This is a genomic window from Methylobacterium sp. J-059 (assembly GCF_022829485.1).
In the GTDB taxonomy this organism is placed as follows: Bacteria; Pseudomonadota; Alphaproteobacteria; order Rhizobiales; family Beijerinckiaceae; genus Methylobacterium.
Genome location: NZ_JAKSYA010000133.1, coordinates 21,404 through 38,890 on the forward strand (window position 1 = coordinate 21,404; position 17,487 = coordinate 38,890).

The 17,487-nt window shown below is 70.3% G+C and carries 16 protein-coding genes; 11 read left to right on the top strand and 5 right to left on the bottom strand.

What is annotated here, in order from left to right; all coding sequences use genetic code 11:
* Positions 1-3: 3 nt before the first annotated feature.
* Positions 4-1,053, bottom strand: coding sequence for a selenide, water dikinase SelD (gene selD, locus MKK55_RS19280; RefSeq protein WP_243937183.1), 1,050 nt, complete (start codon positions 1,051-1,053; stop codon positions 4-6).
* 159 nt (positions 1,054-1,212) lie between these two features.
* Here selD and moaB point away from each other — a divergent pair, with 159 nt between their 5' ends.
* A complete protein-coding gene (gene moaB, locus MKK55_RS19285; protein ID WP_243937184.1) occupies positions 1,213-1,767 on the top strand; it encodes a molybdenum cofactor biosynthesis protein B in 555 nt (184 codons plus the stop codon).
* Positions 1,768-1,770: 3 nt separating this feature from the next.
* On the opposite strand, the gene MKK55_RS19290 is transcribed toward moaB, so the two are convergent.
* Positions 1,771-2,289, bottom strand: coding sequence for a hypothetical protein (locus MKK55_RS19290; protein ID WP_147844223.1), 519 nt, complete (start codon positions 2,287-2,289; stop codon positions 1,771-1,773).
* A gap of 174 nt (positions 2,290-2,463) precedes the next feature.
* On the opposite strand from MKK55_RS19290, the gene MKK55_RS19295 reads away from it, so the two are divergent.
* Positions 2,464-3,576: a PA0069 family radical SAM protein gene (locus tag MKK55_RS19295; RefSeq protein ID WP_243937185.1), complete on the top strand. Its 1,113-nt coding sequence runs from the start codon at positions 2,464-2,466 to the stop codon at positions 3,574-3,576.
* Between the two features lie 102 nt (positions 3,577-3,678).
* On the opposite strand, the gene MKK55_RS19300 is transcribed toward MKK55_RS19295, so the two are convergent.
* From MKK55_RS19300 to MKK55_RS19310, 3 genes are all read right to left on the bottom strand, one after another.
* Positions 3,679-4,305 (bottom strand): ribonuclease HII, encoded by a 627-nt coding sequence (locus tag MKK55_RS19300; protein ID WP_409566092.1) that lies wholly within the window; start codon positions 4,303-4,305, stop codon positions 3,679-3,681.
* Between the two features lie 78 nt (positions 4,306-4,383).
* Positions 4,384-5,454: a glycosyltransferase family 4 protein gene (locus tag MKK55_RS19305; protein ID WP_243937189.1), complete on the bottom strand. Its 1,071-nt coding sequence runs from the start codon at positions 5,452-5,454 to the stop codon at positions 4,384-4,386.
* Positions 5,451-6,290: a UDP-2,3-diacylglucosamine diphosphatase gene (locus MKK55_RS19310; RefSeq protein WP_279593195.1), complete on the bottom strand. Its 840-nt coding sequence runs from the start codon at positions 6,288-6,290 to the stop codon at positions 5,451-5,453. Before MKK55_RS19310 ends, MKK55_RS19305 begins: the two co-directional genes overlap by 4 nt.
* A 48-nt stretch (positions 6,291-6,338) precedes the next feature.
* On the opposite strand from MKK55_RS19310, the gene MKK55_RS19315 reads away from it, so the two are divergent.
* The 9 genes from MKK55_RS19315 (at position 6,339) to MKK55_RS19355 (ending at position 17,372) form a co-directional block, all read left to right on the top strand.
* Positions 6,339-6,563, top strand: a complete 225-nt coding sequence (locus MKK55_RS19315; RefSeq protein WP_243937190.1) for a hypothetical protein — start codon at positions 6,339-6,341, stop codon at positions 6,561-6,563.
* A 399-nt stretch (positions 6,564-6,962) separates the two neighbouring features.
* Positions 6,963-8,171, top strand: a complete 1,209-nt coding sequence (locus MKK55_RS19320; RefSeq protein WP_147842908.1) for an aminotransferase class V-fold PLP-dependent enzyme — start codon at positions 6,963-6,965, stop codon at positions 8,169-8,171.
* Positions 8,172-8,315: 144 nt separating this feature from the next.
* Positions 8,316-9,254: a D-2-hydroxyacid dehydrogenase gene (locus tag MKK55_RS19325; protein ID WP_147726357.1), complete on the top strand. Its 939-nt coding sequence runs from the start codon at positions 8,316-8,318 to the stop codon at positions 9,252-9,254.
* A 223-nt stretch (positions 9,255-9,477) separates the two neighbouring features.
* Complete coding sequence (locus MKK55_RS19330) at positions 9,478-10,338, top strand: NADP-dependent methylenetetrahydromethanopterin/methylenetetrahydrofolate dehydrogenase (RefSeq protein WP_147726359.1); 861 nt, start codon at positions 9,478-9,480, stop codon at positions 10,336-10,338.
* Between the two features lie 17 nt (positions 10,339-10,355).
* A complete protein-coding gene (gene fchA / locus MKK55_RS19335; RefSeq protein WP_147842904.1) occupies positions 10,356-10,982 on the top strand; it encodes a methenyltetrahydrofolate cyclohydrolase in 627 nt (208 codons plus the stop codon).
* Between the two features lie 243 nt (positions 10,983-11,225).
* Positions 11,226-12,398: a malate--CoA ligase subunit beta gene (locus tag MKK55_RS19340; RefSeq protein ID WP_147726361.1), complete on the top strand. Its 1,173-nt coding sequence runs from the start codon at positions 11,226-11,228 to the stop codon at positions 12,396-12,398.
* A 29-nt stretch (positions 12,399-12,427) separates the two neighbouring features.
* On the top strand, positions 12,428-13,318 hold the full coding sequence (gene sucD / locus MKK55_RS19345) for a succinate--CoA ligase subunit alpha (protein ID WP_147726362.1): 891 nt from the start codon (positions 12,428-12,430) through the stop codon (positions 13,316-13,318).
* Positions 13,319-13,497: 179 nt separating this feature from the next.
* Positions 13,498-16,257 carry a phosphoenolpyruvate carboxylase gene (locus MKK55_RS19350; RefSeq protein ID WP_243937192.1) on the top strand — a complete coding sequence of 920 codons (2,760 nt, stop codon included), beginning with the start codon at positions 13,498-13,500 and terminating at the stop codon, positions 16,255-16,257.
* A 140-nt stretch (positions 16,258-16,397) separates the two neighbouring features.
* Entirely contained in the window at positions 16,398-17,372 is a 975-nt protein-coding gene (locus tag MKK55_RS19355) for an HpcH/HpaI aldolase/citrate lyase family protein (protein WP_147726364.1), read from the top strand.
* Positions 17,373-17,487 lie beyond the last annotated feature (115 nt).

Below are 17,487 nucleotides of genomic sequence, written 5' to 3' on the forward strand. Positions count from 1 at the left end.
GGATCAGCCGGCGACGCGAATTCCCGCCGCGCCCGCCTCCGCCCGCCCGACGATCGCCGCCGCCGGATGCCCGGCGGCGCGGATGCGGGCGAGGATCGCGTCGGCGCGCTCGGGGGCGCAGGCGACGAGCAGGCCGCCCGAGGTCTGCGGATCGGTAAGCAGGTGCCGCGCCCATTCGGGGAAGCCGTCCTCCAGCGCGACCTCGCCGCCGAACGCGGTCCAGTTGCGGTGGGACGCGCCGGTGACGAAGCCGTCCCGGGCGAGCGTTTCGGCCGAGGGCAGCAGCGGCACGGACGGCCAGTCGATCACGAGGCGGCAGCCGGCGCCGCGCGCGAACTCGAGGCCGTGCCCGAGCAGGCCGAAGCCGGTGACGTCGGTGATGGCGTGCACGTCCTGGTCGGCGGCCAGCTCGGTGCCGACCTTGTTCAGCAGCGTCGTCGTCGCGACGAACGCGGCGTAGCCGCCCTCCGGCAGGGCGTCGCGCTTGATCGCGGCGGAATAGACGCCGACGCCGAGGGGTTTGGTCAGGATCAGCGCGTCGCCGACCCGCGCGTCGGCGTTGCGGCGCACGTCCTGGCGGCGGCAGGTGCCGATCACCGCCAGGCCGTAGATCGGCTCCGGCGTGTCGATCGAGTGCCCGCCGGCGATCGGGATGCCGGCCTCGGCGCAGGTCGCCGCGCCGCCCTTCAGGATCTCGGCGACGATCTCGGGCGCGATCTTGCCGACCGGCATCCCGAGGATGGCCAGCGCCATGATCGGGCGGCCGCCCATGGCGTAGACGTCGGAGATCGCGTTGGTGGCGGCGATCCTGCCGAAATCGCGTGGGTCGTCGACCATCGGCGTGAAGAAGTCGGTGGTGGCGATGACGCAGGTGCCGTCGTCGAGCGCCCAGACCGCGGCGTCGTCCGCGGTCTCGTTGCCGACGAGCAGGCGCTCGAACGGGCCGGCGATCGGCTGGTCGGCGAGCAGCGACCGCAGGATCGCCGGGTCGAGCTTGCAGCCGCAGCCGCCGCCGTGGGCGAGGCTGGTGAGGCGGACGGGGGTCGCATCCATGAGGGCACCGCGCGTTCGAACGGACAGGGGTCGCTGGTCGGTGCCGATACCATGGATCGCGGGTTCGGCGCGCCTCGGCCCGCGCGCCGCACGCCGGGAAGGATGGGACAATCGCGGGCGGGCGCCCATATTCCGGTCGTTCAACCCGGAGACGGCCCGATGCCCGATACGCCCGCCCGCAGCTTCGTCCCCCTGTCGATCGCGGTGCTGACCGTCTCGGACACGCGCCGGCCGGAGGACGACCGCTCCGGCGACACCCTGGTGCAGCGGCTGACCGAGGCCGGCCACAAACTCGCGGCGCGCGCGATCGTGCCGGACGAGGCGACGGCGATCCGCGGGACGGTCGAGAGCTGGACGCGTGATCCCGGAATCGACGTGGTGATCACCACCGGCGGCACCGGCTTCACCGGCCGCGACGTCACGCCCGAGGCGCTGGAGCCGCTGTTCGAGAAGCGGATGGACGGCTTCTCGGCGGTGTTCCACCGCATCTCCTACGACAAGATCGGCACCTCGACGCTGCAGTCGCGGGCGACGGCCGGGGTCGCCAACGCCACCTACGTCTTCGTGCTGCCGGGCTCGCCGGGCGCCTGCCGCGACGCCTGGGACGGGATCCTGGTCAGCCAGCTCGACTACCGGCACCGCCCCTGCAACTTCGTCGAGATCATGCCGCGCCTGGACGAGCACCTGCGGCGGGGCGCCTCGCTCACGGCCTGAGGATCACATCCGGTCGATCCGCGCGATCAGGCGCCGCGGCACCAGCCGCGGGGCGAAGGTTCCGATCTCGGTGAGGCGATCGCGGCGGACGAGGTCGCCGGGCCGCGCCGCACCCGCGCCGAGCAGCGCCTCGGCCCGAATGGCCAGCCGCGTCGCCAGCCCGGCATGCGGGCGGGACAATCGCCCCAGGGCGTCGGCCGGCGCTGTGCCGACGAAGCGGTCGAGGGTGCGGATCCAGCCGTCGCCGGGCACGTCGCCCGCCTCCAGGCACAGCACCCAATCGCGGCGCGCGACCGCCGCGCCGGCGAACCACCGGTCCGATCCGCGCGGCGGCACCACCAGGGTCGCGCCGGTCGCGTCGGCGATCGTGTCGACCGCCTCGCCCATCGCGGCGGCGACGATCACGGCGTCGCCCACGAGCCCGGCGGCCACGCCTCCGACGAGGGCGCCCAGGGTGTCGGCCAGACGGTCGATCGCATCGGCGTCGCCGGGGTCGGCGACATGAACCAGGGCGGAGATCATGGCCGCGCATACCGTATTTTCGCCGGGCGCGGACAGGCCGGCTCGACGCGGCGGCCCAGCGTTGCACCACAGCCACAGAGCGCGAGAAACTGCCTAAAATCGAGGCGTATCCGGTCGACCATGTTCCTGTTATGTTCCATGTGAAACACGCTTCTCCGGGGTGCTGCTAGTCCGATGTCCACACCCCGTCCTCCGCTCGGCGCCGAATCCACGCCGCGACGCCGGCTCGCCGCGACGTCGGAAACGCTGCGCGGCCGGGGCGCCACCGCCAACCCGGGCGGGCGCTTCGAGGCGATCCGCCGCGAGGCCGCCGACGACGGCTGGCCGGCGGACGAGCCCGCACCGGCCAGACGCACAGAGGTGACGCTGGAGCGAGCGAGCGGGATCATCTCCCGCAACACCTCGCCCGACATCTCGTTCGACCGCTCGATCAACCCCTATCGCGGCTGCGAGCACGGCTGCGTCTACTGCTTCGCCCGGCCGAACCACGCCTATGCCGGCCTGTCGCCCGGGCTCGACTTCGAGACGAAGCTCTTCGCCAAGCCGGACGCCGCGCGCCTGCTCGAGCGGGAGCTGTCGGCGCCGGGCTACGCGCCGCGGACCATCGCTCTCGGAACGGCGACCGACCCGTATCAGCCGATCGAGCGCGAGCACCGCATCACCCGGGAGATCCTCGAGGTGCTGGCCCGCCTGCGCCATCCCGTCGGCATCGTGACGAAGTCGAACCTCGTCACCCGCGACATCGACATCCTGGCCGGGATGGCGGAGCGGAACCTCGTGAAGGTGGCGATGTCGGTGACGACCCTCGATCCGGTGCTCGCCCGGAAGATGGAGCCGCGCGCGCCGCATCCGCGCAAGCGCCTGGAGGCGATCCGGGCGCTCAGCCGAGCCGGCGTGCCGGTGATGGTGATCGTCGCGCCGATCATCCCCTCGCTCAACGATCACGAGATCGAGGCGATCCTGACGGAGGCCCGCGCCTGCGGCGCGCGGGAGGCGAACCACGTGCTGCTGCGCCTGCCGCACGAGCTGAAGGACCTCGTCGCCGACTGGTTCGCCGAGCACTATCCCGGGCGGCAGCGCCACGTGTTCTCCCTGGTCGAGCAGGCCCGCGGCGGCCGCGAATACGATGCCACGTTCGGCAAGCGGATGACCGGGGAGGGCGCCTACGCCGGCCTGATCGCGACGCGGATGCGGCTGGCCAAGGCGCGTCTCGGCTATGCGCAGACCCAAATCACCCTCGACGCCTCGGCCTTCGCCAAGCCCGGCGAGCAGTTCTCGCTGCTGTGACGGGGGCGAAGGCGGCGATCGAGCAATGCTCCGCGGCGGCAGGACGGCTGAATCGTTTTGGCATCGACGGACGACCTCAGGCATCTCGCAAACGAACGCGACCTAATCGGCGCCCGCGATGTTCGCTCCGCCATCGCCGTACGCCCGCGTGAAACTCAGCCGGTGATGCGGGCTGCGGCCGTGGGTCCTGAGGCCGGCGAGGTGCACCGGGGCGCCGTAGCCGACGTTACGCTCCCAGCCGTAATGCGGGTGGCGCCGGGCCAGCACCCGCATCAGCGCATCGCGAAACGTCTTGGCGACGATGGAGGCGGCGGCGATCTGCGGCACCGCGCGGTCGCCGCCGACGACCGCACGGCAGGGCTGCGGCAGGCCGGGAACCGCGTCCCGCCCGTCAACCAGCACCGGCGCATCGAGGGCGAGCCGCAGCACCGCCCGGCGCATCGCGTCGAGGGTGGCGACGCGGACGTTGACCCGGTCGATCAATGCCCGGGATCCCGCCGCGACCGCGACGCGGCCCTGCGCGCGGATCAGCGGCGTCAGGATCTCGCGCAGCGGTTCCTTGACCCGCTTGCTGTCGTCGAGGCGGGCGAGCAGGTCCGGCGGGATCGCAATCGGATCGAACCACACCGCCGCGACGACCACCGGGCCGCACAGGGCGCCGCGCCCGACCTCGTCGCAGCCGATGACGGCGGGGTAGTCGGCGGCGCAGGCGGGATCGAAGGGGGGCACGGGGCGGGTCGGGTCCGAAGGGGCGGCGACCCATCGCATTCCTCGGCCGGCCCGTCACCCTCTCAACCCGTCACCTCATCAGCCAAGCAGGGCCGCCTCGGCGCCGGCCGGCACGCGCAGATCGGCCGCCTGGGCGTGGGCGCTCTCGATGTTGCCGAAGAACTGGCGGGCGCTCTCGGCCCAGGTCCGGCGGAGGGCCTCCGCGCGGCATTGCCCGCGCGGAACGGCGACGGCGGCGAGGCATGCCGCGCGCAGGTCGGCGTCGAGCACCCCGGCCCCGGTCCCAGCGACCACGTCGAGGGGGCCGGTGACCGGGTAGGCCGCCACGGGCAGGCCGCAGGCCATCGCCTCGAGCAGCACGATGCCGAAGGTGTCGGTGAGGCTCGGGAACACGAACACGTCGCTCGCCGCGTAGAGCGCGGACAGCTCCGCGCCGGTGCGGGTGCCGAGGAAGCGGGCCTGCGGGTGGGCGGTCGCGAGCCGGGCGCGGTCGGGCCCGTCGCCGATCACCACCTTGCTGCCCGGCAGGTCGAGACTGAGGAAGGCGGCGACGTTCTTCTCGACCGCGACGCGGCCGACGAAGAGAAAGATCGGGCGCGGCAGCCCCGCGAGCGCAGGGGGAACCTCCGCGGAAGGATCGGCCGGGCGGAACAGGTCGGTGTCGACGCCCCGCGTCCAGCGCATCAGTTTGCGGAAGCCGCGGCCGGCGAGCTCGCGCTCGAGCGAGGCGGTGCTGACCATGGTGCCGCTGGCCGCCCGGTGAAAGCGCCGCAGCCAGGCGTAGCTCCACGCCTCGGGGATCGGCGCCCGGGCGGCGAGATATTCGGGAAACCGCGTGTGGTAGCTCGTGGTGAAGGGGCGGCCCTTCGCGCGGCAGAGCCGCCGCACCGCGTGGCCGATCGTGCCCTCGGTGGCGATGTGGACGTGGGTCGGCTCGATCCGCGCCCAGGCGGCGGCGATGCCGCGCGCGCCCGCCAGCGCCAGCCGGATCTCGGGATAGCCCGGCATCGGCAGCGAGCGGAAGTCGCGCGGGGTCACGAAGAACGGCTCGAAGCCGTGGGCGGGGGCGGCCTCGGCCATGCGCTCGAGCGAGCGCACCACGCCGTTGACCTGCGGCGCCCAGGCATCGGTCGCGACCAGCAGCCTCACGCGACCGCCCGGCGGTCCTGCGCCGGAAGCGCACCGGCGCGCTCGGCCTCCGACGCCTCCGCCGCGCGGGCGCGAAGCACGCTCGGATAATGCAGCACCTCCATGCGGCCGTCGTAATGCTCGACCAGCGCGGTGCAGGATTCGACCCAGTCGCCGGTGTTGAGGTAGCGCAGGCCGTCGATCCGCCGGTCGGCGGCGTGATGGATGTGGCCGCAGATCACCCCGTCGGCACCCTGGCGCCGGGCCTCGTCGGCGAGAAAGGTCTCGAACGCGCCGATGAAGTTGACCGCGTTCTTCACCTTCAGCTTCGCCCAGGCCGAGAGCGACCAGTAGGACAGGCCGAGCCGGCGGCGCAGCTTGTTCAGGCCGGTGTTGACGAACAGCGCGAAGGTGTAGGCGCCGTCGCCGAGATGGGCGAGCCAGCGGGCGTGGCGCACCACCATGTCGAACTGGTCGCCGTGGATCACCAGGTAGCGCCGCCCGTCCGCCGCCTCGTGGATGCGGCTCTCGGCGATCTCGATCCCGCCGAAGGTGGTGCCGATGTAGTCGCGCAGGAACTCGTCGTGGTTGCCCGGCACGTAGACCAGGCTCGAGCCCTTGCGCACCTTGCGCAGGAGCTTCTGCACCACGTCGTTGTGCCCCTGCGGCCAGTACCAGCCCGATCGGAGCTGCCAGCCGTCGACGATGTCGCCGACGAGGTAGAGCGTGTCGGCGTCGTAGTCCTTCAGGAAGTCCAGGAGCAGCCCGGCCTGGCAGCCGCGGGTGCCGAGGTGCAGGTCTGAGAGGAACAGGGTGCGGACGCGGGTCGTCCCTTCCGTGTCGTCGGCCACGAGCATCTCCCGGCGGTCTTCGGCCGAGCCAAACCGGAAACGCGTCTCAGTTTGATGACGGTGGCGCGCATCCGATGCTGCGATGCAGCAAGCAATGCGAAGATCCTTTGTCGGTTTGCTGCAGTGCACGACAATTTTTTTTCGTCGTCCGGGAAGTTTTTCCAGTTTTGCTTGTGGAGCTTCGGCGTTCATAATGGATTCAAAGCGATCGCCTGCCGTAAGGCCGGCGCCGGCGACGGCCAATGGATCGCCGACCTGGATGGTCGACTTGGATCGTGAACCACTTGGATCGTGAGCCGGGGCGGGACGACGGGGAGGAAGGTGTCGAGGGTCGGCGGAGCGCCGGCGTGCAGGATCCGCATTCCGCGGCTTGCGCGACGGCCACGGCCGACGCATGGAAGACGAGGCTTTTCGGAGGCGACCGGCATGGATCCATGCCGCGACCGCGAGCGGTGCCAGACCGTTCCGCCGCTCCGCATCGCCCGGTGAAGCGACCGACCGACGACGCGGAAGTTCCGCGCGGGACAGCCCTCCCGCGCGCTTCCGGCCGCGCCGGTTCGGCGTCCCCCTCACCAGACCGCCCACGGATCACCACACGCCCATGCGTCGCAAGCCGGCGCATCGTTCCTGACGCCGGCTTGCCGGCCAACGTTTCTTGGTAATCGGAGGACACACCCCATGGCTGCAACGCGGCGCCCCGGACGCAATCACCTCTTCATTCCCGGCCCGACCAACATCCCGGACCGCGTGCTGCGCGCGATGCACGTCCCCTCGGAGGACCATCGCTCCCCCGACTTCCCGGCGCTTGTGAAGCCGCTGTTCCAGGACGCCAAGATGGTGTTCGGCTCCGAGGCGGGCACGATCATCTTCTATCCGTCCTCCGGCACCGGCATCTGGGAATCGGCCCTGGCGAACACGCTCTGCCGCGGCGACAAGGTCCTGACCGCCCGCTACGGCCAGTTCAGCCACCTCTGGGTCGACATGGCCCAGCGCCTCGGCCTCGACGTCATCGTGCAGGACGAGGCTTGGGGCACCGGCGCCGACCCGGAGAAGATCGGCCAGGCGCTGCGCGCCGACACCGAGCACAAGATCAAGGCCGTGATGGTCGTCCACAACGAGACGGCGACCGGCGTCACCAGCGACATCGGCGCGGTCCGCAAGGCGATCGACGCCGCCGGCCACCCGGCGCTGCTGTTCGTCGACGGCATCTCGTCGATCGGCTCGCTGCCGTTCGAGATGGACGCGTGGAAGGTGGATTGCGCCATCGCCGGCTCGCAGAAGGGCTTCATGCTCCCCGCCGGCCTCGGCGTGCTCTGCGCCAGCGCCAAGGCGATCAAGGCCTCCGAAGGCACCGCCGGCGGCAACGACCGCCTCGGACACGTCTACTTCGCCTGGTCCGACCAGCTGAAGCAGAACCCGACCGGCTACTTCCCCTACACACCGCCGCTGCCGCTGCTCTACGGCCTGCGCGAGGCCCTCGAGTGCATCAAGGAAGAGGGGCTGCAGAACGTCTACCACCGCCATCACGTGCTCGCCGAGGCGACCCGTCAGGCCGTGGCGGCGTGGGGCCTGAAGACCTGCGCCAAGGAGCCCAAGTGGAACTCCGACACGGTGACGGCGATCCTGGCGCCCGAGGGCGTCGATGCGGCCAAGATCATCAAGCACGCCTACGACCGCTACAACCTCTCGCTCGGCGCTGGCCTGAGCCAAGTCGCCGGCAAGGTGTTCCGCATCGGCCACCTCGGTGATCTCAACGAGCTGTCGCTGCTCGGCGCGATCGCCGGCGCCGAGATGGCGATGATCGATTGCGGCGTGCACGTCACCCCGGGCTCGGGCGTCGCCGCCGCGTCGAGCTACCTGCGCGAGCATCCGCTCACCCAGGGCTGACGCTAGGCCGACACCATCGCGCGGGGGCGGCGACGCCCCCGCGCCATCCCGGACGAGAGGGGATCATCTCGAACCGGATCGGGATCGCCGCGACCGGCGCGTCGCGGGCAGGGCCCGATCCGGCCGTCGCATGAAAGGCGTTCCATGACGAAGAAGATCGTATTCCTCGACCGCGAGTCCCTCGACGCCACGGTCCGGCCGTTCAACTTCCCGCACGACTACAAGGAATACGATTCGACCTGGACACCGGAGGAGATCGTCTCCCGGCTCCAGGGCGCCGAGATCGCGCTGATCAACAAGGTGCCGATGCGCGCCGACACGTTGAAGCAGCTGCCCGACCTCAAGCTCATCGCCGTCGCCGCCACCGGCACCGACGTGGTCGACAAGGAGCAGGCGAAGGCGCAAGGCATCACCGTCGTCAACATCCGCAACTACGCCTTCAACACCGTGCCCGAGCACGTCATCGCGCTGATCTTCGCCCTGCGGCGCGCGATCGTGCCCTACGCCAACTCGGTGCGCCGGGGCGATTGGAACAAGTCGACCCAGTTCTGCTACTTCGACTACCCGATCCACGACATCGCCGGCTCGACGCTCGGCATCGTCGGCTACGGCGCGCTCGGCAAGTCGATCGGCAAGCGGGCGGAAGCGCTCGGCATGAAGGTCATCGCCTACGACGTCTTCCCGCAGGAGGGCCTCGTCGACCTCGAGACGATCCTGACCCAGTCCGACGTCATCACGCTGCACGCGCCGCTGACGCCCGAGACCCGGAACATGATCGGCGCCGAGCAGCTGGCGAAGATGAAGAAGCACGCGATCCTCATCAACACCGCCCGCGGCGGGCTGGTGGACGAGGAGGCCCTGGCCGAGGCGCTGAAGGCCGGCACGATCGGCGGCGCCGGCTTCGACGTGGTGGTGCAGGAGCCGCCCAAGAACGGCAACATCCTGTGCGACCTCGACCTGCCGAACCTGATCGTCACGCCGCACGTGGCCTGGGCCAGCAAGGAGGCGATGCAGATCCTGGCCGACCAGCTCGTCGACAACGTCGAGGCCTTCGTCGCCGGCAAGCCGCAGAACGTGGTCTAGGTCGAACTCTCCCTCCCCCCGCTGCGGGGGAGGGTGGGCCTCGCGTCAGCGAGGGTCGGGAGAGGGGAGCCACGTTTCCGGACGTCGCGCGGCCCCTCTCCCGACCCGCTTCGCGGGCCACCCTCCCCCGCAGGGGGGAGGGAAGGCTGAGCGACAGACGAGCCCGGACCCAATTTCCAACACGAACGCCATCCGCGCCGAGACGCGGGCGAGAGGACGCACCATGAAGAAGCTTCTGTTCCTGTTCGACACCGATGCGATGCCGTCCGTGTTCGACACCGTCGTCGGCTACGACGGCGGCGCCGACCACATCACCGGCTACGGCGGCGTGACGCCCGAGAACGTCGGCGCGCTCGTCGACGGCACGATCTACACCCGCGGCGGCTCGGAGAAGAAGTCGACGGCGATCTTCGTCGGCGGCGGCAACATGGCGGCCGGCGAGGCGGTGCTCGAGGCGGTGAAGAAGCGCTTCTTCGGCCCGTTCCGCGTCTCGACCATGCTCGATTCCAACGGCTCGAACACCACCGCCGCCGCCGGCGTCGCTCTGGTGGCGAAGGCCGCCGGCTCTCTGGAGGGCAAGAAGGCCGTGGTGCTCGCCGGCACCGGCCCGGTCGGCATGCGCTCGGCGGCCCTGCTCGCCCAGGAGGGCGCCGAGGTCGTCCTCGCCGCCCGTCAGCTCGACCGCGCGCAGGCGGCGGCGGACGCCGTCAACAAGCGCTTCGGCGTCGCCGTGACGGCGGCCGCGACCCCGGACGAGGCCTCGCGCGCCGAGATCGTCAAGGGCAAGAACCTGGTGTTCTCGGCCGGCGCCATCGGCATCGAGCTGCTGCCCGAGTCGGCCTGGAAGGACGAGGCCTCGATCGAGTTCGTAGCCGACTACAACGCCCAGCCGCCGCTCGGCTTCGGCGGCATCGACGCCATGGACAAGGGCAAGGACCGGCACGGCAAGAAGTCGTTCGGCGCACTGGGCATCGGCGGCCTGAAGCTGAAGCTCCATCGCGCCTGCGTCGGCCAGCTCTTCGACAGCACCGAGCAGGTGCTGGATGCCGAGGAGATCTACGCGCTCGCCAAGAAGATGGCCTGAACGGGGGAGTGGGGCGCATGGCCGAGCACGATACGATCGCGACCTTCCTCGACGGGCTGGCCAGCGCCGCCCCGACCCCCGGCGGCGGCGGTGCCGCCGCCATCTCCGGCGCCATGGGCGCGGCCCTGGTCTCGATGGTGTGCAACCTCACCATCGGCAAGAAGAAGTACGTCGAGGTCGAGGCCGAGCTGAAGGACATGCTCGTCCAGTCCGAGGCGCTGCGGGCGCAGCTCACCGGCATGATCGCCGAGGACGTCGCCGCCTTCGACGCGGTGATGGGGGCCTACGGGCTGCCCAAGGCCACCGACGACGAGAAGGCGGTCCGCGCCGAGCGGATCCAGGCGGCGCTGAAGGTGGCGACCGACGTGCCGCTCGCCTGCTGCCGCGCCTGCCGCGCGGTGATCGACCTCGCCGAGGTGGTCGCCGACAAGGGCAACCTCAACGTCATCTCGGATGCCGGCGTCGCCGTGCTCTCGGCCCATGCCGGCCTGCGCAGCGCGGCGCTGAACGTCTACGTCAATGCCAAGGGCCTCGACGACCGCGATTTCGCGCAGGCGCGCCTGACCGAGCTCGAGGCGCTGCTCGGCGATGCCGGCCCGCTCAACGAGAAGGTCTACGACGTGGTCAAGGCCAAGGTGAGCTGACGCGAAGCCCGTCGGCGGTCCCCGATCGGCGGCGATCGGGGACCGCCATCGGGCGAATTGCGAAGTCGGGAAACGATCGTCGCCAGAAGATTGTGCGACGCAACAAGAAGACCGCAAGCATTCCTTCGCCGATCAAGGCGAACTCAACGAGAATGCAAAAAAATTTAATGCGACACTGCTCTCCCCCAAAGTAAAATGAGGGCGTAGAAACGCAGCCAAGAACAGTACCGAAGGAGGCGCCCGATGGACGTGCACGAGTATCAGGCCAAGGAGCTGCTCGCGAGCTTCGGCGTCGCGGTTCCCAAGGGCGCCGTCGCCTTCAGCGCCGATCAGGCCGTCTATGCCGCGACCGAGCTCGGCGGCTCGTTCTGGGCGGTGAAGGCCCAGATCCATGCCGGCGCCCGCGGCAAGGCCGGCGGGATCAAGCTGTGCCGAACCTACAACGAGGTCCGCGATGCCGCCCGCGAGCTGCTCGGCAAGCGCCTCGTCACCCTGCAGACCGGGCCCGAGGGCAAGCCGGTGCAGCGGGTCTACGTCGAGACCGCCGACCCGTTCGAGCGCGAGCTGTATCTCGGCTACGTCCTCGACCGGAAGGCCGAGCGCGTCCGCGTGATCGCCTCCCAGCGCGGCGGCATGGACATCGAGGAGATCGCGGCCAGCGAGCCCGAGGCGCTGATCCAGGTGGTGGTCGAGCCGGCCGTCGGCCTGCAGCAGTTCCAGGCCCGCGAGATCGCGTTCCAGCTCGGCCTCAACATCAAGCAGGTCTCGGCCGCGGTGAAGACGATCATGAACGCCTACCGGGCGTTCCGCGACTGCGACGGCACCATGCTGGAGATCAACCCGCTCGTCGTCACCAAGGACGACCGCGTGCTGGCGCTCGACGCCAAGATGTCGTTCGACGACAACGCGATGTTCCGCCGCCGCAACATCGCCGACATGCACGACCCGTCGCAGGGCGACCCGCGCGAGGCCCAGGCCGCCGAGCACAACCTCAGCTACATCGGGCTCGAGGGCGAGATCGGCTGCATCGTCAACGGCGCCGGCCTCGCCATGGCGACCATGGACATGATCAAGCACGCGGGCGGCGAGCCGGCGAACTTCCTCGACGTCGGCGGCGGCGCGAGCCCCGAGCGCGTCGCCACCGCCTTCCGCCTCGTCCTGTCGGACAAGAACGTGAAGGCGATCCTCGTCAACATCTTCGCCGGCATCAACCGCTGCGACTGGGTCGCGGAGGGCGTGGTCCAGGCGGCGCGCGAGGTGAAGATCGAGGTGCCGCTGATCGTCCGGCTCGCCGGCACGAACGTCGAGGCCGGGCAACGCATCCTGGCCGAGAGCGGGCTCGACCTGATCACCGCCGAGACCCTGTCGGAGGCCGCGCGCAAGGCCGTCGAGGCCTGCAACGGCACCAAGCACTGACGTCCGTGAGATAAGCGAAGGATACCGCCATGAGCATTCTCATCGACGAGACCACCCCCATCATCGTCCAGGGCATCACCGGCGACAAGGGCACCTTCCACGCCAAGGAGATGAAGGATTACGGCGCCAACGTCGTCGGCGGCGTCACCCCCGGCAAGGGCGGCAAGACCCATCTCGGCCTGCCGGTGTTCAACACCGTCAAGGACGCCGTGGAGGCGACGGGCGCCACCACCTCGATCACCTTCGTCGCCCCGCCCTTCGCCGCGGACGCGATCATGGAGGCGGCCGATGCCGGGCTGAAGCTGGTCTGCTCGATCACCGACGGCATCCCGGCCCAGGACATGATGCGGGTGAAGCGCTACCTGATGCGCTACCCCAAGGACCGCCGCACCATGGTGGTCGGCCCCAACTGCGCCGGCATCATCTCGCCCGGCAAGTCGATGCTCGGCATCATGCCGCCGCACATCTACCTGAAGGGCAACGTCGGCGTGATCTCGCGCTCGGGGACGCTCGGCTACGAGGCCGCCTCGCAGATGAAGGCGCACGGCATCGGCATCTCGACCTCGGTCGGCATCGGCGGCGACCCGATCAACGGCTCGTCCTTCCTCGACCATCTCGCGCTGTTCGAGCAGGACCCGGAGACCGCGGCCGTGCTGATGATCGGCGAGATCGGCGGCCCGCAGGAGGCCGAGGCCGCGGCCTGGATCAAGGCGAACTTCTCGAAGCCCGTGATCGGCTTCGTCGCCGGGCTCACGGCGCCGAAGGGCCGCCGCATGGGCCATGCCGGCGCGATCATCTCGGCCACCGGCGACAGCGCGGCCGAGAAGGCCGAGATCATGCGGTCCTACGGGCTGACTGTGGCGCCCGATCCCGGCTCGTTCGGCGACACCGTCGCCGAGGTGATGCGGCGGGCGGCGTAGCGCCCGAAGCGCGAACCTGAAGCGCGGGTCCCCTCTCCCGTTCGGGAGAGGGACAGGGTGAGGGGCGTGACCTCTCCGGAATGACCTAGCCCCTCACCCCGACCCTCTCCCGCTCGGGAGAGGGGGCCGCGCGGTGCCACCCCCGCCAAAATGATATCCGCCCCAGGTGGCTTGATCCGATGCCAAAGACCCTTCACGCCTCCCTCGGCCATGCCGACGAGAACGCCTTCGCCCCGCCGGTGATCACCGGCACCTCGTCGAAGGAAGCCCTCGACATCCTGTTCCACGCGCTGCTCGACGTGGCGCGGCGGCACGAGCCGGAGCTGGAGGCCGTGCTGCACCGCACCGCCGACATCTCGACCTTCACGCCCGAGATGCTGGCCCGCGCGCTCCAGGTGCAGGGCATCTGGTTCCAGCTGCTGTCGATCGCCGAGCAGAACGTCGCCATGCGCCGGCGCCGGCACGTCGAGCGCACGGAGGGCCGCTCGGCCCTCGGCGGGTCCTTCGCCAAGGTGCTGGCGGAAGCCTCGGCCGGCGGCATCCCGGCGCCGCAGATCCATGCCCTGCTGAAGGACCTGCGCATCCGCCCGACGATCACCGCCCACCCGACCGAGGGCAAGCGCGTGACCGTGCTGGAGAAGTTCCGGCGCATCTACCTCGTGCTGCGCGAGCTCGAGTTGCCGCGCTGGACCACGCGCGAGCGCAACGGTCTGATGAACGAGCTGCGCGACCAGATCGAGCTGGTCTGGATGACCGGCGAGCTGCACCTCGAGAAGGCCACCGTCGAGCGCGAGGTCTCCTGGGGCCTGCACTTCTTCGACGAGACCTTGTTCGAGATGCTGCCGGAGGTGGTCTACTCGCTCGAGGAATCCCTGGCGCAGTACTACCCGGACGAGAAGTTCGAGGTGCCGGCCTTCTTCCAGTTCGGCTCCTGGATCGGCGGCGACCGCGATGGCAATCCCTACGTCACCGCCAGCGTCACCCGCGAGACGCTGAAGTGGAACGCCTTGGCCTCGCTCAGGCGCTACCGCGACGGCGTGCTCCATCTCGGCCGGGTGCTGTCGCTCACCGAGCGCTCGATGCCGGTGCCCGAGACCTTCCGGGCCGAGCTGGCCCGGGCCCTGTCCGAGAGCGGCGACGCCAAGGCGATCGCCGGCCGCAACCCCGGCGAGGCCTATCGCCAGTACCTGTCCTGCATCCTGCGCAAGATCGAGGCGACGATCCGGCGCAACGAGGGCGGCCGCACGAGCGGGCCGGACTACCCGAGCGCCGACGGCCTGATCAACGACCTGCGCACCCTGGAGCAGGGCCTCGCGGACGCCAAGTGCACCTCGCTCGCCACCGACCTCGTGCGGCCGGTGCGGCGCATGGTCGAGATCTTCCGGTTCTCCACCGTCCGCCTCGACCTGCGCGAGAACACCACCCGCACCACGAAGACGCTGCACGCGCTCTACGCCCGCCAGAGCGGCGGCAAGGCGCCGCCGGACCTCGAGTCGGCCGAGTGGAAGGCCTGGCTCGTCGCCGAGCTGGCGCGGCCGCGGACCGGCGAAACCTCGTTCGAGGGCCTACCGGACGACGCCCGCGAGACCCTGGCCACCTTCGCGCTCGTCGGCGAGATGCGCGACACCCTCGACCGTGAGGCGTTCGGCGCCTTCGTCCTGTCGATGACCCGCTCGGTGCCCGACATCCTCGGCGCCTACCTGCTGGCCAAGGAGGCCGGCCTCTACCTCGACGCCGCCGGCACCGAGATCTGCCCGCTGCCGATCGTGCCGCTGTTCGAGACCATCGAGGACCTGCGCGCCGCGCCGGCGATCATGAAGGAGCTCGTCGGCATCCCGGTGGTCCGCCGCTCCACCCGCTGGCAGGGCGGCGTGCAGGAGGTGATGATCGGCTACTCGGATTCGAACAAGGACGGCGGCTTCGTCGCCTCGAACTGGGAGCTGTACAAGGCGCAGGCGAAGCTGACGGCGCTCGGCAAGGAAGCCGGCGTGCCGATCGCGTTCTTCCACGGGCGCGGCGGCTCGGTGAGCCGCGGCGGCGTGCCGACCCAGCGCGGGATCGACGCGCAACCGCCCGGCTCGATCAACGGCCGCTTCCGCACCACCGAGCAGGGCGAGGTGGTCTCGTTCAAGTACGCCAACCGCGGCACCGCCGCCTACCAGATGGAGCTGCTGGCGGCCTCCGTGTTCGAACACGCGCTGCAATCCGAGCGGCAGCGCGCGAACCAGCCCCGGCACGAGTTCGACGATGCGCTGGAGGCGCTGTCGGGCGCCTCGCGCGCGGCCTACGTCAACCTGCTCCAGGCCGACGGCCTCGTGGACTACTTCCAGGCCGCGAGCCCGCTCGACGAGATCGCGCTGCTCAACATCGGCTCGCGCCCGGCGCGACGCTTCGGGGCGAAGTCGCTGAGCGACCTGCGCGCAATCCCCTGGGTGTTCGCGTGGTCGCAGAACCGGCACGTCGTCACCGGCTGGTACGGCGTCGGGTCCGGCATCCGCAGCTTCCTCGACGTGCGCGGCGACCAGGGCGAAGCGCTGCTCAAGCGCCTGTTCCAGGAATGCCGGCTGTTCCGCCTGATCCTCGACGAGGTCGAGAAGACGCTGCTGATGGTCGATCTCGGCATCGCCCGGGATTACGCCGGCCTCGTCGCCGACCCGGAGATCCGCGACCGCATCTTCGGGATGATCGAGGCCGAGTACGCGCTGACGCGCGAGATGGTGCTGCGGATCACCGGCGGGCGGGAGCTGGCCGAGCGCGCGCCGCTGTTCCGCGACCGTCTCACCGGCCGCCTGCCGACGATCAACCAGGTCGGCCGCGAGCAGGTCGAGCTGCTGCGCCGGTTCCGCGCCGAGACCGACGAGGACAAGCGCGAGGCGGTGAAATCCGCGCTCCTGCTCTCGATCAACTGCATCGCCGTCGGCTTCGGTGCGACCGGCTGATGCAAACGTATCGCCTAGGCCTGTCGCCGAGAACGCGCAGGCCCATGTTGAAACCGACGGTTCGGGCGGCCTAGCTGAGCCCGCGCTCTGACGGCGGCACCGCAAGCCGCCCGACTTCCCAGGGAAACAGGAGACCCCCCATGAGCTTCACCCTCGTCCAGCAGGCCACCCCGCGGCTCCACCGCTCCGAACTCGCGGTGCCGGGCTCGAACCCGACCTTCATGGAGAAGTCGGCCACCTCGAACGCCGACGTGATCTTCCTCGATCTCGAGGACGCGGTCGCGCCGGACGACAAGGAGAAGGCCCGCACCAACATCATCGCTGCCCTCAACGACATCGATTGGGGCTCGAAGACCATGATGATCCGCATCAACGGTCTCGACACCCACTACATGTACCGCGACGTGGTCGACATCGTCGAAGCCTGTCCGCGCCTCGACATGATCCTGATCCCGAAGGTCGGCGTGCCGGCCGACGTCTACGCCATCGACGTGCTGGTGACGCAGATCGAGCAGGCCAAGAAGCGCGAGAAGAAGCTTGGCTTCGAGGTGCTGATCGAGACCGCGCTCGGCATGGCCAACGTCGAGGCGATCGCGACCTCCTCGAAGCGCCTCGAGGCGATGTCCTTCGGCGTCGCCGACTACGCCGCGTCCTGCCGCGCCCGCGCCCAGGTCATCGGCGGGGTGAACCCCGATTACAGCGTGCTCACCGACAAGGACGAGAGCGGCAAGCGCGAGACCCACTGGCAGGATCCGTGGCTGTTCGCCCAGCAGCGCATGCTGGTGGCCTGCCGCGCCTACGGCCTGCGCCCAATCGACGGCCCGTTCGGCGACTTCTCCGATCCCGACGGCTACACCTCCGCGGCCCGGCGCTGCGCGTCGGCCGGCTACGAGGGCAAGTGGGCGATCCACCCCTCGCAGATCGACCTCGCCAACGAGGTGTTTACCCCGTCCGAGGCCGAGGTCACCAAGGCGCGCCGCATCCTCGTGGCGATGGAAGAAGCCGCCAAGGCCGGCCGCGGCGCCGTCTCCCTCGACGGCCGCCTGATCGACATCGCCTCGATCCGCATGGCCGAGGCGCTGATCGAGAAGGCCAACGCGATGTCGGCCAAGTAGGCCGGCAGAGGCAGGCCGACCGACGCGATCGATCCGCGGCCGCCCCGGGACATCCGGGGCGGCCGTCCTTGTTCTCGGCACCGGGCGCAACCTCGGCCGTTGTCGATCGGTATCC